The organism is Micromonospora sp. BL4 (assembly GCF_003667505.1).
Lineage (GTDB): Bacteria > Actinomycetota > Actinomycetes > Mycobacteriales > Micromonosporaceae > Micromonospora.
On record NZ_RCVJ01000065.1, the window covers coordinates 1 to 14,978 of the forward strand.

General features: G+C 72.7%; 14 protein-coding genes. 8 read left to right on the plus strand and 6 right to left on the minus strand.

Annotated elements, in window-relative coordinates; all coding sequences use genetic code 11:
* Both EAD89_RS30415 and lexA read right to left on the minus strand, forming a co-directional pair.
* Nucleotides 1–267, minus strand: a 267-nt coding sequence (locus EAD89_RS30415; protein WP_158610711.1) for a hypothetical protein, incomplete at its 3' end; no start/stop codon positions are given.
* Between the two features lie 102 nt (nt 268–369).
* Nucleotides 370–1,155, minus strand: coding sequence for a transcriptional repressor LexA (gene lexA, locus EAD89_RS04590; protein WP_121674854.1), 786 nt, complete (start codon nt 1,153–1,155; stop codon nt 370–372).
* Between the two features lie 592 nt (nt 1,156–1,747).
* Here lexA and nrdR point away from each other — a divergent pair.
* From nrdR to EAD89_RS04605, 3 genes are all read left to right on the plus strand, one after another.
* Complete coding sequence (gene nrdR / locus EAD89_RS04595; protein WP_121654996.1) at nt 1,748–2,254, plus strand: transcriptional regulator NrdR; 507 nt, start codon at nt 1,748–1,750, stop codon at nt 2,252–2,254.
* Nucleotides 2,255–2,317: 63 nt separating this feature from the next.
* Nucleotides 2,318–5,209 carry a vitamin B12-dependent ribonucleotide reductase gene (locus EAD89_RS04600; RefSeq protein WP_121654995.1) on the plus strand — a complete coding sequence of 964 codons (2,892 nt, stop codon included), beginning with the start codon at nt 2,318–2,320 and terminating at the stop codon, nt 5,207–5,209.
* Between the two features lie 266 nt (nt 5,210–5,475).
* Nucleotides 5,476–6,411, plus strand: a complete 936-nt coding sequence (locus EAD89_RS04605) for a DUF2332 domain-containing protein (protein WP_121674855.1) — start codon at nt 5,476–5,478, stop codon at nt 6,409–6,411.
* A 30-nt stretch (nt 6,412–6,441) separates the two neighbouring features.
* On the opposite strand, the gene EAD89_RS04610 is transcribed toward EAD89_RS04605, so the two are convergent.
* The 3 genes from EAD89_RS04610 to EAD89_RS04620 form a co-directional block, all read right to left on the minus strand.
* Entirely contained in the window at nt 6,442–7,377 is a 936-nt protein-coding gene (locus EAD89_RS04610; protein WP_121674856.1) for a GNAT family N-acetyltransferase, read from the minus strand.
* Nucleotides 7,374–8,354, minus strand: a complete 981-nt coding sequence (locus tag EAD89_RS04615) for a MerR family transcriptional regulator (protein ID WP_121674857.1) — start codon at nt 8,352–8,354, stop codon at nt 7,374–7,376. Before EAD89_RS04615 ends, EAD89_RS04610 begins: the two co-directional genes overlap by 4 nt.
* 273 nt (nt 8,355–8,627) lie before the next feature.
* A complete protein-coding gene (locus tag EAD89_RS04620; protein WP_158610712.1) occupies nt 8,628–9,923 on the minus strand; it encodes an MFS transporter in 1,296 nt (431 codons plus the stop codon).
* 180 nt (nt 9,924–10,103) lie between these two features.
* Here EAD89_RS04620 and EAD89_RS04625 point away from each other — a divergent pair, with 180 nt between their 5' ends.
* The 3 genes from EAD89_RS04625 (at nt 10,104) to EAD89_RS04635 (ending at nt 12,063) form a co-directional block, all read left to right on the plus strand.
* Nucleotides 10,104–11,093: an asparaginase gene (locus EAD89_RS04625; protein ID WP_121674859.1), complete on the plus strand. Its 990-nt coding sequence runs from the start codon at nt 10,104–10,106 to the stop codon at nt 11,091–11,093.
* 44 nt (nt 11,094–11,137) lie between these two features.
* Nucleotides 11,138–11,392, plus strand: coding sequence for a DUF5522 domain-containing protein (locus EAD89_RS04630; RefSeq protein WP_121674860.1), 255 nt, complete (start codon nt 11,138–11,140; stop codon nt 11,390–11,392).
* Nucleotides 11,393–11,514: 122 nt separating this feature from the next.
* Nucleotides 11,515–12,063 (plus strand): hypothetical protein, encoded by a 549-nt coding sequence (locus EAD89_RS04635; protein WP_121674861.1) that lies wholly within the window; start codon nt 11,515–11,517, stop codon nt 12,061–12,063.
* A gap of 33 nt (nt 12,064–12,096) precedes the next feature.
* Here the strand turns inward: EAD89_RS04635 and EAD89_RS04640 are convergent, their stop codons facing one another.
* Entirely contained in the window at nt 12,097–12,786 is a 690-nt protein-coding gene (locus EAD89_RS04640) for a metal-dependent transcriptional regulator (RefSeq protein WP_121654987.1), read from the minus strand.
* Between the two features lie 100 nt (nt 12,787–12,886).
* Here EAD89_RS04640 and EAD89_RS04645 point away from each other — a divergent pair, with 100 nt between their 5' ends.
* Both EAD89_RS04645 and EAD89_RS04650 read left to right on the plus strand, forming a co-directional pair.
* Nucleotides 12,887–13,747, plus strand: a complete 861-nt coding sequence (locus EAD89_RS04645; protein ID WP_121674874.1) for a sulfurtransferase — start codon at nt 12,887–12,889, stop codon at nt 13,745–13,747.
* A 38-nt stretch (nt 13,748–13,785) separates the two neighbouring features.
* Nucleotides 13,786–14,967: an acetoin utilization protein AcuC gene (locus EAD89_RS04650; protein ID WP_121674862.1), complete on the plus strand. Its 1,182-nt coding sequence runs from the start codon at nt 13,786–13,788 to the stop codon at nt 14,965–14,967.
* Nucleotides 14,968–14,978 lie beyond the last annotated feature (11 nt).

Consider the following 14,978-nt stretch of genomic DNA (forward strand, 5'->3'; position numbering starts at 1 on the left):
GGTGGCGGCGGTCGTCCGGCGGGTGGCGGTGGTCGTCCGGCGGGTGGCGGCGGTCGTCCGGCGGGTGGCGGCGGTCGTCCCGGCGCTGGCGTGTACGGCGGCGCTGGCCAGCCCGGTGGAGGCGGCCAGCCCGGCGGTGGTCGGGCAGAGCCGCCGCGGCGTGGTGGGCCGGAGCCGGACTACCGGGGTCAGCGGCCCGGTCGCCGGCGTGACGAGGACCCGCCTGTGGACCCGTACGGGCAGTATCCCGGTGGCGGGCGCGGCCACCGGGGCGACCGCTACTGACGCCTCCCGGACCGGTGGCCTGAACGGTTGCACCGCCGCTGGGCGGGCGCGGGTGAGTGCCGTGGGCACCCACCCGCGGACCGGTCAGATCCGGCGCAGCACCGCCACGACCCGGCCCATGATGGTGGCGTCGTCACCGGGAATCGGATCGAAGGCGGGATTCTGCGGCATCAGCCAGACATGCCCGTCGCGCCGCCGGTAGGTCTTGACCGTCGCCTCGCCGTCGAGCATGGCGGCCACGATCTCGCCCGAGTCGGCGGTGGGCTGCTGCCGGACGACCACCCAGTCGCCGTCACAGATGGCCGCGTCGAGCATCGAGTCGCCCTTGACCTGGAGCATGAAGACCTCGCCCTCGCCCACCAGCTCGCGGGGGAGGGGGAAGATGTCCTCCACCGCCTGCTCGGCGAGGATCGGCCCACCGGCGGCGATCCGGCCGAGCATCGGCACGTACGCCGGGGTGGGTCGCTGCGCGCGGGACAACTCGTCGTCGATGGCCTCGCTGGGCGCCCGGACGTCCACCGCGCGCGGGCGGTTGGGGTCGCGGCGCAGGAAGCCCTTCTTCTCCAGCTCCTTGAGCTGGTAGGCGACGCTGGACGGCGACACCAGGCCGACCGCCTCGCCGATCTCCCGGACGCTCGGCGGGTAGCCGTGGCGCTCCACCCACGTGCGGATGAACTCCAGGATGCGGCGCTGGCGGGCGGTCAGGTCGACCGTCGCCGGGTCGGGGAAGGTGCTGACCACCGGGGTGACCGCGCGCACGGCGGGCTGACCCGTCCGGCTGCGCGCGGCGCTGCGGCGTCGGGTGGCCGGCGGGCCCGCCTCGGTGATCTGCTGCGGGCTCTTCGGCCGGCTGGCCCGGTCCTCGGTCACGTCCGTCCTCCCTGGTCGGCGCTGGGTGCCTCGTCGGCTCGTGGTGCGTGCGGTGGTGCCACGACAGTGCTGAGGGTGGTGCGTCGCCGGGACCGGTGAAGATCCACCGCGCCCGGTTGTTCCTGACCGTATAGGTGAGATCGGTCATTTTCAAACATCTGTACGACCTCTCACCGGCGTGTCGGGGTGAAAAACAGCTCCTGTCGTACGGATGTTCTGATAAATGGTACGTCGGATAGCACGTGTGTTCGATCCTCGGCCGTTTTCCGGCCTGGTTCGGCCCGTCGGCCGGTAACTCCGGCGGGGGCTCGGCGTTGGGTCTTCCGGCGGAGCAGGTGGGTGCGGATGACCGGATGGTCCGTGACGCGCCGGACACGCCATCAACTTGACCCGGGTTCGCCAGCGACATACGGTCAACCCCTAGATGTAGTAGTGACACGGGCGTAAGTTGCCTACAGGTTGGGTCCGACTACCGACCGCACTCCCGTACCGTCGACCACGGCGGGGGCCGTCTCCGGATGGCACCGTCGTGGCGAGTCGTGCCCGGGAGTGCCCCGGCGGGCCGCAGTTGATCATGATTAGGAGGTAGGCGATGCGGTGTCCGTACTGCCGGCACGCCGACTCCCGCGTGGTCGACTCGCGCGAGGCCGACGACGGTCAGCTCATCCGGCGGCGACGGTCCTGCCCGGAGTGCGGCAAACGGTTCACCACCGTCGAGGAGGCGGTCCTCGCGGTCGTCAAGCGCAGCGGGGTGACCGAGCCGTTCAGCCGTACGAAGATCATCGGCGGGGTGCGCAAGGCGTGCCAGGGCCGGCCCGTCGACGAGGACTCGATCGCGTTGCTGGCCCAGAAGGTCGAGGAGACCGTGCGGGCCAAGGGCGCGGCCGAGATCCCCAGCCATGACGTGGGGCTGGCCATCCTGGGTCCTCTCCGGGACCTGGACGAGGTGGCGTACCTGCGGTTCGCCAGCGTCTACCGGTCCTTCGACTCGCTCGCCGACTTCGAGCAGGAGATCGAGACATTGCGGGCCGCCGCCCGCGCCCGGGAGGGCGCGGGCCAGGCCGGGGCGGCGGCGGGGACCGCCGGCCGTACCAACTGAAGTTTTGTGTTGCTGACAGGTGGAAGCGCGGCGGGTGGCCGCGTGGACGAGGGGGCGGATGAGATGTCGGGGGATGGTGTGACGACAAGCAGGTCACGGAGCAAGGCCAGCGCGAGTGCCGGGCTGAAGATCGAGCGGGTGTGGACGACCGAGGGGGTCCACCCGTACGACGAGGTCACCTGGGAGCGTCGCGACGTCGTGATGACGAACTGGCGGGACGGCTCGATCAACTTCGAGCAGCGCGGGGTGGAGTTCCCGGAGTCGTGGAGCGTCAACGCGGCGAACATCGTGACCACCAAGTACTTCCGGGGCGCGGTGGGGACCCCGGAGCGGGAGTGGTCGCTCCGGCAGTTGATCGACCGGGTGGTCAGCACCTACCGCACCGCGGGTGAGGAGTACGGCTACTTCGCCAGCCCGGCCGACGCCGAGATCTTCGGGCACGAGCTGACCTGGATGCTGCTGCACCAGGTGTTCAGCTTCAACTCGCCGGTCTGGTTCAACGTCGGCACGCCGTCGCCGCAGCAGGTCAGCGCCTGCTTCATCCTGTCCGTCGACGACTCGATGGACTCGATCCTCGACTGGTACAAGGAGGAAGGGCTGATCTTCAAGGGCGGCTCCGGCTCCGGGGTCAACCTGTCGCGGATCCGCTCGTCCCGTGAGCTGCTCTCCTCTGGCGGCAACGCCTCCGGCCCGGTCAGCTTCATGCGCGGCGCGGACGCCTCGGCCGGCACCATCAAGTCCGGCGGCGCGACCCGGCGGGCGGCCAAGATGGTCATCCTCGACGTGGACCACCCGGACATCCAGGAGTTCGTGGTCACGAAGGCGCGTGAGGAGGACAAGATCCGCGCGCTGCGCGACGCCGGGTTCGACATGGACCTCGGCGGCTCCGACATCGTCAGCGTGCAGTACCAGAACGCCAACAACTCGGTCCGCGTCTCCGACGAGTTCATGACGGCGGTGGAGAACGGCGGCGGCTTCGACCTGCGCGGCCGGCTCGACGGCTCGGTGATCGAGACCGTCGACGCCAAGAAGCTGTTCCGCTCCATCTCCCAGGCCGCCTGGGAGTGCGCCGACCCGGGCCTGCAGTACGACGACACCATCAACGACTGGCACACCTGCCCGGAGACCGGCCGGATCACCGCGTCGAACCCGTGCTCGGAGTACCTGCACCTGGACAACTCCTCGTGCAACCTGGCCTCGCTCAACCTGATGAAGTTCCTCCGCGCCGACGGTGGCTTCGAGGTGGAGAAGTTCGTCAAGTCCGTCGAGTTCGTTATCACCGCGATGGACATCTCGATCTCCTTCGCCGACTTCCCGACCGAGAAGATCGGTGAGACCTCCCGCGCCTACCGGCAGCTCGGCATCGGCTACGCCAACCTCGGCGCCCTGCTGATGGCCACCGGCCTGCCGTACGACTCGGAGCAGGGCCGCTCGGTCGCCGCGGCGATCACGTCCCTGATGACCGGCACCGCCTACCGCCGCTCGGCCGAGCTGGCCGGCGTCGTCGGCCCGTACGACGGCTACGCCCGCAACGCCGAGCCGCACAAGCGGGTCATGCGCAAGCACGCGGCGGCCAACGACGAGATCAAGCCGACCAGCCCGGTGGCCACCGCGATCGTCCGCGAGGCGACCAGGCAGTGGACCCAGGGCAACAAGATCGGCGACAAGAACGGCTGGCGCAACTCGCAGGCCAGCGTCCTCGCGCCGACCGGCACCATCGGCTTCATGATGGACTGCGACACGACCGGCGTGGAGCCGGACCTGGCGCTGGTCAAGTTCAAGAAGCTGGTCGGCGGCGGCTCGATGCAGATCGTCAACCAGACGGTCCCGCGTGCCCTGCGCAGCCTCGGCTACCCCGAGGAGCAGGTCGAGGCGATCGTCGAGCACATCGCCGACCACGGCCACGTGGTGGACGCCCCGGGCCTCAAGCCGGAGCACTACGCGGTCTTCGACTGCGCGATGGGGGAGCGGTCGATCGCCCCGATGGGCCACGTGCGGATGATGGCGGCCATCCAGCCGTTCGTCTCCGGCGCCATCTCCAAGACGGTCAACATGCCGGAGGCGGCCACCGTCGAGGACGTCGAAAAGATCTACTTCGAGGGCTGGAAGCTCGGCCTCAAGGCCCTGGCGATCTACCGGGACAATTGCAAGGTCGGCCAGCCGCTCTCGGTGGCCAAGTCCAACAAGGCCACCGAGCCGGCCGCCGTCGAGGCCGCCACGGCCGCGCCGGTCGTCGAGAAGGTCGTCGAGTACCGGCCGGTGCGCAAGCGCCTGCCGAAGAAGCGCCCGTCCGAGACGGTCTCCTTCTCCGTCGGCGGTGCCGAGGGCTACCTCACCGCGTCGTCCTACCCGGACGACGGCCTCGGCGAGGTCTTCCTCAAGATGTCCAAGCAGGGCTCCACCCTGGCCGGGGTGATGGACGCCTTCTCGGTGGCCATCAGCATCGGTCTGCAGTACGGCGTGCCGCTGGAGACGTTCGTCAGCAAGTTCACCAACATGCGCTTCGAGCCGGCCGGCATGACCGACGACCCGGACGTGCGCATGGCGGCCTCGGTGATGGACTACATCTTCCGTCGCCTGGCCCTGGACTTCCTGCCCTACGAGCGCCGCGCCGAGCTGGGCATCTTCACCGCCAGCGAGCGGGCCGCCCAGCTGCGGGCCGAGGCCGACGCGGAGAGCGCCGCCGTGACCGGTGCGGAGCTCACCGCGATGGCGTCCTCGGCGCCGGTGGAGGCCCCGGCCAAGCCGGAGGCCGTCGCCCAGCCGGCGCAGGAGATGGCCGAGGTGGCCGCCGCCAAGCCGGCTCCGAGCGTGGGTTCCAGCACCGAACTGCTGGAGGCCGTGATCGGCAAGGCCGCCGACGCGCCGCTCTGCTTCACCTGCGGTACGAAGATGCGCCCGGCCGGTAGCTGCTACGTCTGCGAGGGCTGCGGCTCCACCAGCGGCTGCAGCTGACCTACGCGACAACGGCGCTGCCCCGACCTCCTCATCGAGGTCGGGGCAGCGCCGTTTCCGGCCGTGTAAGCCTGGAGGACGACAGGTGTCGCGAGCCGCGTATACCTCAGAGGCATATTTATGACCCTGAGGTATACGCCTCACCGGAGTGGGCGCTCCCGAACGTTCACCGCTTGCCGGCAGGCCGGTCCGGACCCGCGCGGACGGTGAGTGGCATCGGGGACACGGGTGTGACGTGCCGGCGGATGGCTGCGACGATCGGGGGCATGACGACCGCCGAGGCGTACGACAGATTCGCCGGCCGCGAGGTGCGCGGGGTCTCGCCCGCGTACGAGCGGCTGTCCCGGGCGGTGTCCCGTGACGACGAGGTGCTCGCCCTGCTCGACGGGCTCCCGCCGGCCAAGCGGCAGCCGAACCTGCTGTTCGGCGTCGTCCGGTGGCTCGGCGGCCCGGTCGAGGACCCGGCCGCGTTCCACGACTACACCCTGGCGAACTGGCCGACCATCGAGGCGCAGGTGCGGGTTCGGGCCACCCAGACGAACGAGGCCGGCCGGTGTGCGGTCCTGCTGCCGGTGCTCGCCGCGCTGCCGCAGCCGCTCGCCCTGCTGGAGGTCGGCGCGTCCGCCGGGCTCTGCCTCTATCCCGACCGGTACGCCTACCGGTACGGCGAGCACCGGGTCGGCTCCGGCGAACCGGTCCTGGAGTGCGTAGCCAGCGGCTTCGCGCCGCCGGCCCGCGTACCGGAGGTGGTGTGGCGGGCCGGCCTGGACCTCAACCCGCTCGACGTGACCGACCCCGGCGACGTGTCCTGGTTGGACGCGCTGATCTGGCCCGAGCACGAGCACCGGCGGGCCCGGTTGCGGGCCGCGGCGGCGGTCGCGGCGGCCGATCCGCCGCTGCTGGTCCGCGGTGACCTGGTGGACGACCTGCCGGCGCTGGCCGCGCGGGCGCCCGCCGGCGCGACCCTCGTGGTGTTCCACACCTCCGTGCTCTACCAGGTGCCCACGCCGCGCCGGGAGGCGTTCGTCCGGCTGGTCCGGGGGCTGCCCGGGCACTGGGTCGCCAACGAGGCGCCGGAGGTGCTGCCGTACGAGGGGCTGCCGGAGCCGCCGGAGGAGGGGCTGCACAACGTCCTCGCCTTGAATGGGAAGCCGCTGGCGTGGACCCGGGGGCACGGCCAGGCGATGACCTGGTTCGCCTGACGCCCCCGGCGCGTCGATGCCGGATACGGGTCAGAGCGAACGGCTGAACTCCATCCGGTCGGCGAAGTTGTCGTAACCCGCGCGCTGAAATCCCTTGAACATCGCGATGTTCTGTACATCGCAGTCGCCGCGGATCTCTGTGGCGCCGTTCTCCGCCAGGATCCCCGTACCCCGTGCCACGACCGACGAGCTGTAGCCCTTGCCCCGGTGGGCGGGAGCGACACCGACGAAGCCGATCACGGGAAAGGCGGGGCTGTGCGCCGGGAGACTGATCACGGCCGGGGTGCCGTCGGCGTCGTACCCGATCTCCCACCACTGCGGCTCGTGGTGGAGTCCGGCTGATTCCTCGAACAGCAGCTCCGCGGCCTTGCGCTGGCCGTGACGGCGTACGTCTTCGGACAGCCGGGCGTCGGCGGTGTCGGCGAGCAGGGCCTCCAGCAGGTCGACGAAGGGTTCGGGGCCCAGGTCGGCGAGGGATCGGAATCGAAGCCGCCCGTCCTGTGCGGGCAGTTCCCCGCCGGCCAGCCAGCGGAAGCGCCGGCCGTCGCGGGCCACGGTGAATCCAGCCCGGCGCAGCAGTTCACCGCGCCGCTCGGGATGGCGCTGAAACTGTGGTGCCTGGGCCGGGGAATCCACCACGTGCCCCAGTTCCGTGGCACCGAGCGTCCTGGCCAGGGTGGCCATCTCCGCGAGCAGGGCGAGCCCGACGGTCAGGTCGGGGTCGTCCCAGGGGGCTTCCAGGAGCACGACATCGCTCGGCATGTCGTGGCCCGGCACGGTCCACCCGACGACGCTGCCGATCAGACGGTCGCCGTCCTCGGCCACCAGGCACCACTCCGGCCGCGTGCAGCCCTTGATGAGTAGGTCGGTCAGGTAGGTGCTGGTCGCGGCATTGCGTCCGGCATCGTTCGGGTACTGGACGAGCCCGGGGATTTCGTCGGAGCGGGCGGCACGGATCGTGGTCACAGGACGGGCCCTTCGGTGTGGGTGTGGGGCAGCTTACGCAAGTTTCGGATCGGCAGCCGACCGCGCAGGGCCCGGATGAACCAGTCCAGCGCCGGCGCGGTCTGCCCGCCCGTCGGCCAGCCGTTGACCACCGCGAGCAGGTCGAGGTAGCGGTCCCGGCGGGGATCGTTCGCGGTCTCCAGCCGGCTCAGCAGTCGACGCCGTAGATCGGCGCCGTCGGACTGGCCGCTGAGCTGCGCGTACCGGCCGGTGACGGTCGCCACGATGGCGTCGGCGGCCGGCGAGGTCGGGTCGACGCCGGCCGCCAGGGCGGGTGCCACGGCGTCCCGGACCACCGCGACAGCATCCGGGCGGGGCAGCCCCGGGACGTCTTGGTCGGCGGCGTACTGCCGCACCAGTCGCCGCATGCCGGCGCGGAAGTCCGGGTCCCGGGCCAGCTCGGCCAGCTCCACCCACGCCTGTATCTGCGCCGTGCTGGGCTCGTCGGGTAGCTCCGGGGTCAGCGATCGCATGATCCCCGGGTACACCGGCACGGTGGCCAGGCCGTCGAAGACGGCGTCGAGGAAGTCGTCGACCAGCCGGCGACGCTCCTGCCCGGAAAGCCGGGCCAGGGTGTGCAGCAGCTCCAACTCGTCGGCTCCGCCGCCGCGCCGGGTCGCCGTGGTGAGCACCGCGTGGCGTAGCCGCAGGACGCGGATCTGCACCGCCAACGCCTCGGCGTGTGCGGCGGCCACCTCTGCCAGCGGCACCTCATGGTCGACCACCCGACGGATGGCGGCGAGGTCCACGCCGAGGTCGCGCAGCGTCCGGACCAGCTCCAGCCGGGCGACCGCGTCGGAGCCGTAGCGGCGGTAGCCGGCCGGACTCCGGTCGGTGGGCGGCACGATTCCCCGGTCGGCGTAGTACCGGATGGTCTTGACGCTCAGGCCGGTACGCCGGGCCAGGTCGCCGATCGTGTAGCGCGTTTCCCCGTTCATGCCCCCACCCTGCTGTCTCCCCCCACTGGAGACTCAACCCGACACCGGCGCCGCCTGCGCTGACCCGCCGCCTGCGCTGACCCGCCGCCGGCCGGGCCCGGCACCGCGCGAGTGTGGTGCCGTCGGGCGCGGCGAAGGTGGCCATGAGTACACCCTCCCAGGACGGTTGGCCCGTGTGGAACCGTCCGGGCGACGTGGGTCAGCGGGCCCCCTCGTGGCACAGCAGGACGACGCCGTTGCCGAATACCCGGCTGCCGGGCGAATCGTCGGACCCTACGACGAAACCGTCGGATCCTTCGACGGCACCGGCGGCAGGTCCCGCATCCGGCGCAGCGGGGAGCAGACCACGAACAGGCACGCGGCCCAGGTGCCCAGCACGCACACCCACAGCGCCCCGCGCAGCCCCAGCTCGGTGCCGAGCGCGCCGCCGGTCAGCGCACCGAGCGGGATCACCCCGAGGCAGATCCACAGGAACGCCGCATTGACCCGGCCGAGGATCGCCGGTGGGGTGATCCGCTGCCGGTACGACATCGCCGCCACGTTGAACAGCACCGCGTTCGCCGAGAACGCGGCCAGCCCGACCCCGTAGACCAGCAGTCCCCAGCCGGGCCGCGCCAGCGGCATGAGCAGGTAGAACGGACCCGGTGCGGCCATCGCCACCCAGATCACCCGGGCCGAGCCGAGCCAGGCGGTCAGCCGGGCGGCCAGTACCCCGACGACCAGCCCTCCGACCGCGCTGACCGAGAAGACCAGCCCCACCTGCACCGGGCTGGCGTGCAGCTCCCGCACCAGGAAGGTCACCTCGATCGAGCCGGACGCCATCACCCAGAAGTTCGACCAGGTGGTGCATGCCAGGATGCTGACGAGGATCGGTTGCCGCCGGATGAAGGTGAGCCCGTCGGTCAGCTCCGCCCGCAGGGGCACCCGGGGGGTCGGCTCGCGGCGCACCGGCGCCTCCCGGATGAGGACCAGCGTCAGCGCGCTGACCAGGAAGGCGAACCCGTTGGTCAGGAACGCCCGGGCGGCGCCGACCAGTCCGATCAGGACGCCGCTGACCGTCGGGCCGACGAGTTCGGCGGCATCCTCGCTGATGGTGAGCTTCGCGTTGCCGTCGACCAGCAGGTCCGCCGGCACCAGCCGGGGCAGCAGGCTCTTGTACGCCACGGTGAACAGCACGGTCAGCACCCCGCCGAGCCCGACCACCACGTACAGGAAGGGCAGGGTGAGCTGGCCGACCAGGGCGGCCACCGGCAGCGACAGCATGAGCGCGGCCCGACCCAGGTCACACGCGATCATCAGCCGCCGCTGGTCGAGCCGGTCGGCGAGGATCCCTGCCGGCAGGGAGAAGAGCAGATACGGCAGCCAGGCCAGGACGGTCAGCAGGGAGACCTGGAAGACGCTGGCGTCCAGGACGTTGGCGGCGAGCAGCGGCACCGCCACGTTGGCGATCCGGGTGCCCAGCTCGCTGACCGTCTGACCGCCCCAGAGCAGGAGGAAGTTCCTGCTGCGCCAGAGCGACGGGCCGGGCCCGGTCGGGGTCGTTGGAGCCTGGGCCACCTGCTGGGTCACGGTCACAGCCTGTCTGTGCGGTCACGCGTGCCGCCGGCCGACGGCCCGGGGACCCTATCGGGGCCGCGTTCGCACACGACACCGCTTTTCGCGCCGCCCGGTCGGGTCCCCGGCCGGCTCGACGGAGCGGGTACGGTCCCAGGGCCGCCGGCCCCTCGACGGCGAAAGGAAGGTCCACCCGTGTCCATCGCCCTGATCACCCTCGGCGGCACCATCGCGATGGGCGGCGTCGACGCCGGCCGTCCGGGCGTGGTCACCCGGCTCACCGGCGCGGACCTCACCGCCGGCGTGCCCGGCCTCGCCGGGCTGGGCGTGCCCGTGGACGTGCGGGACACCCACGCGGTGCCCAGCGCCAACCTCACCGGTCGCCACCTGCTCGACGTGGTCGCGGAGGCGTCCCGGGCGGTGACCGGCGGCGCGACCGGCGTGGTGGTCACCCAGGGCACCGACACGCTGGAGGAGACGGCGTTCCTGGCCGACCTGGTCTGGCCGCACGCCGCCCCGCTGGTGTTCACCGGCGCGATGCGCAATCCCACCCTGGCCGGCGCGGACGGGCCGGCCAACCTGCTCGCGGCGCTTCGGGTGGCCGCCGCGCCGGCCGCCCGTGACCTCGGTGTGCTGGTCGCCGTCAATGACGAGGTGCACGCCGCCCGCTGGCTGCGCAAGACACACAGCACCAGCACCGCCACCTTCACCGCGCCGAACGCCGGCCCGATCGGGCAGGTCATCGAGGGGGAGGTGCGGGTGCTGACCCGGCCGCGGCGGTACGAGCCGCTGCCGCCGGTCGACCCGGCCCGGCTCGACGCGACCCGGGTGGCCCTGTACGTGGTGACGCTGGAGGATGACGGGCTGCTGCTGGACGGGCTGGCCGACACCCATCAGGGCCTGGTGGTGGCCGGCTTCGGAGTGGGACACGTGCCCGCCGCCCTCGCCCCGGTGCTCGGGGCCCTCGCCGACCGGATGCCGGTGGTGCTCACCTCCCGGTCCGGGGCGGGGTCGGTGCTGCGGCACACGTACGGGGCGGTCGGCTCGGAGACCGACCTGCAACGGCGCGCGCTGCTCAACGGTGGGTTGCTCGACCCGTACAAGGCGCGGGTGCTGCTGCGCCTGCTGCTCGCCGTTGATGCCGGACGGGACGAGGTGGCCGCCGCGCTGGCCCGGCACGGGTGAGGCGGGTGCCGATGCCACCCGGACGACGTCCCTAGACTGCTGCGGTGACCGGAGAGCGACGACCCCTGGCGGACCGGCCGCTCACCGAGCCGCACCCGTCCCGGCTGCCGCCCGAGCATCCCGACCGGCCCCGGATTCTCGCCGCGCACACGGCCGCGCTGGCCGCCGGAGAGGCCGGGTACCTCGACCCCGCGTCCGGGCTGTTCGTGCTCAGCGCCGGTTTCCTGGCCCGCCGGGGCACCTGCTGCGGACGCGGCTGCCGGCACTGCCCGTACGTGGACGACCCGCCCGCCGGATGAACATTGGTGGGCCGCCGGCGGACCCGCCGAACGAGGGCTTCCGCCGGGCCCGGACACCCCGTACGGTGTCCGACGGACATCCGGCGGGCACTTTCCGCCGTCGGTCGGCGAGAGGGTGGAGCGTGCGCGGGCGGATCGTGGTCGCCGGGCTGGCGGGGCTGCTGGTGAGCGGCTGCGCCGCCGAGGCCGAGCCGGTGGCGGTGCCACCGCCGGCGCCGATCGCGGTGGACGTGGCGGCGGCGTCGTCGGGTGGCGCCTGCCGCCTGCTGGACTTCACCGTCATCGAACAGCTGGTCAAGGTGCGCTTCGACGTGGCCGCCGCCAGCGAGCGGGGCGACACGTACACCTGCGTCGTCCGGACCGAACGCGCGACGCTGCCGGAGCTGACGCTGAGCGTGACCGACGCCAAGATCGACAAGACCACCTTCGGCGCGGACGTGATGCCCGACAAGGCGGCGAAGGTCACCGCGGTGGGTCAGCAGGCGTACCGGCGGACCCTCGCCGCAGCGAGCGGGCACGGGCCGGTCGCAGAGGTGGGGTGGCTGACCACCGAGGGACGGCTGGCCACGCTGAGCTGGACGGCGGCGCGCGGCGCCGAGCGTTCGGCGGTCGAGAAGGTGACCGGCGACCTGGTCGCACTGGCCAAGAAGGTCGACACCCGGGCGCTGTGACGCCCGGTGCCGGCCCTCCTGGCCGGCGGTTGGTCAGTTGGCCGCGACGAAGACCCGGGACGCGACCTCGCGGGGCAGCCGGACGCGGTCACCGGAGCGGTCGATCGACACCCCGTCGCGTTCCTGGGCCACGGTCACCGTGGCGCCCGGGTCGACACCGGCGGCGTGCAGCTGACGCAGCACGTCGGCGTTGGTCTGCACGCTCTCGCAGATCCGGCGCACCACGACCGGCCCGGAGAGGCCGGGGAAGGCGAGGTTGCGCTCACCCTCGCCGGCTTCGGTGGTCTCCGGCTCCGGCGAGCCCAGCTCCTCCAGCCCCGGGATCGGGTTGCCGTACGGGGAGCGGGTCGGCCGGTTGAGCAGGTCGTACACCCGCTTCTCCACGGCGTCGCTCATCACGTGCTCCCACCGGCAGGCCTCTTCGTGGGCCTCCTCGTAGGGCATCCCGATGACGTTGACCAGCAGCAGTTCGGCGAGGCGGTGCTTGCGCATCACGGACACGGCGCTGCCGCGACCCTGCGCGGTGAGCATCAGGTGCCGGTCGCCCTCGACGGTGAGCAGGCCGTCACGCTCCATCCGGGCGACGGTCTGGCTCACGGTGGGGCCGCTCTGCTTCAGACGCTCGGCGATCCGCGCGCGCAGCGGCGGCACACCCTCCTCCTCCAACTCGAGGATGGTGCGCAGGTACATTTCGGTCGTGTCGACCAGGTCGTGAGACTTCATGACGTCAGCGGCCCTCCGGTGCACGATGGTACCTCGCAGAACGGCGATCGACCGCCGCCGAGCCGCGAGCCGACGACCCGGATGGTGTTGGATGGTCGGCATGTCCGGTACCCAGGAGCCGCTGGTCGAGGCCGACCGGCTCGCCGCCGAGCTCGACCGCGCTGATCCGCCCACCCTGCTCGACGTCCGCTGGCGGCTCACCGGTCCGCCCGGCCGCGACGACTACCTGGCCGGTCACCTGCCCGGCGCGGTCTTCGTCGACCTGGACACCGCGCTCTGCGGGCCGCCCGGCGCCGGCGGCCGGCATCCGCTGCCCGACCCGGCCGCGTTGCAGGCCGCGCTGCGGGCCGCCGGCGTCCGGGCGGGTCACCCCGTGGTGGTGTACGACGGCGGCGACGGGTTGGCGGCCGCCCGGGCCTGGTGGACGCTGCGCTGGGCGGGGCACCGACCGGTCCGCCTGCTGCACGGTGGCTATCCGGCCTGGGTCGCCGCGGGTCAACCCGTCTCCACCGCGGCGCCCACCCCGGTCCCCGGCGACGTCGAGGTGCGCCCCGGCGACCTGCCGGTGCTCGACGCCGGGCGGGCCGCCGCGCTGGCGGCGGCGGACGATGCCGTGCTGCTCGACGTGCGGGCCGAGCCCCGCTACCGGGGTGAGGTCGAGCCGATCGATCCGGTCGCCGGGCACGTCCCGGGCGCGGTGAACCTGCCCGCCGGGACGTACGTCGGCCCGGACGGGCGATTCCCGGCGGCCGACGTGCTTCAGAAACGGTTCGCGGCCGCCGGGGTGACCGGGGAGCGGTCGGTGGGGGCGTACTGCGGCTCCGGGGTGACCGCCGCGCAGGCCGTGCTCGCCCTGCACCTGGCGGGCCGACCGGACGCGGCGCTCTACGTCGGATCGTGGAGCAACTGGGTGGCCGACCCGGACCGGCCCGTCGCCTCGGGTCCGACACCCGGCCGCTGACCAGCGCGTGCGGACGGTCCTCGTGCGACGATGGGCCCATGTCCGACGACACGGTGGTGGTGTGGGACGAGTCGCTGCTCGCCTACGACATGGGTGACCATCCGCTCGACCCGGTCCGGGTGGAGTTGACCGTCGCGCTCGCCCGCGAGCTGGGCATCCTGGACCGCCCCGGGGTCCGCCTGGTCAAGCCGGAGCCCGCCGACGACGCCCTGCTCACCCGGGTGCACCACCCGGCCTACCTGGCCGCGGTGCGCGCCGCGCCGCGCGACCCGCTCTTCGCCGGGTACGGGCTGGGCACCTCCGACAACCCGGTCTTCGACGGGATGCACGAGTCCAGCGCGCTGATCGCCGGCGCCACGGTGGCCGCCGCCGAGGCGGTCTGGCGGGGCGACGCCCGGCGGGCGGTGAACGTGGCGGGTGGCCTGCACCACGCGATGCCCGCCCGGGCCTCCGGCTTCTGCGTCTACAACGACCCGGCGGTGGCCATCGCCCGCCTGCTCGACCTGGGCGCCGAGCGGATCGCGTACGTGGACGTGGACGTGCATCACGGCGACGGGGTGCAGCAGATCTTCTGGGACGATCCCCGGGTGCTCACGGTCAGCGTGCACGAGACCCCGCTCGCGCTCTTCCCGGGCACCGGTTTTCCGGACGAGACGGGTGGGCCGGGCGCGCAGGGCACCGCGGTCAACATGCCCCTGCCGCCGGGCGTCGACGACACGGGCTGGCAGCGGGCGTTTCACGCGATCGTGCCGTCGGTGCTGCGCGCATTCCGGCCGCAGGTGTTGGTCAGCCAGTGCGGCGCCGACGGGCACCGGCTGGATCCGCTCGCCGACCTGAACCTGACGGTGGACGGGCAGCGGGCCACCTACGTGGCGTTGCGGGCGCTCGCCGACGAGCTGTGCGACGGCCGCTGGGTCGCCACCGGCGGTGGCGGGTACGCGCTGGTCGAGGTGGTGCCCCGGGCCTGGAGCCACCTGCTGGCCGTGGCCACCGGCGATCCGGTCGACCCGGCCACGCTCACCCCGCCGGCCTGGCGGGAGTTGGCCGCGGCCCGTCGTCCGGGTCGGGAGGTGCCGCTGCGGATGACCGACGACGCGGACCCGTCGTACGAGCCGTGGCAGCCGACGGGCGAGCCGAACGCGGTGGACCGGGCGATCGCGGCCACCCGCAAGACGGTCTTTCCGCTGCTCGGGCTCGACCCGCACGATCCGCGGGACTGAGCCGGGCCGGG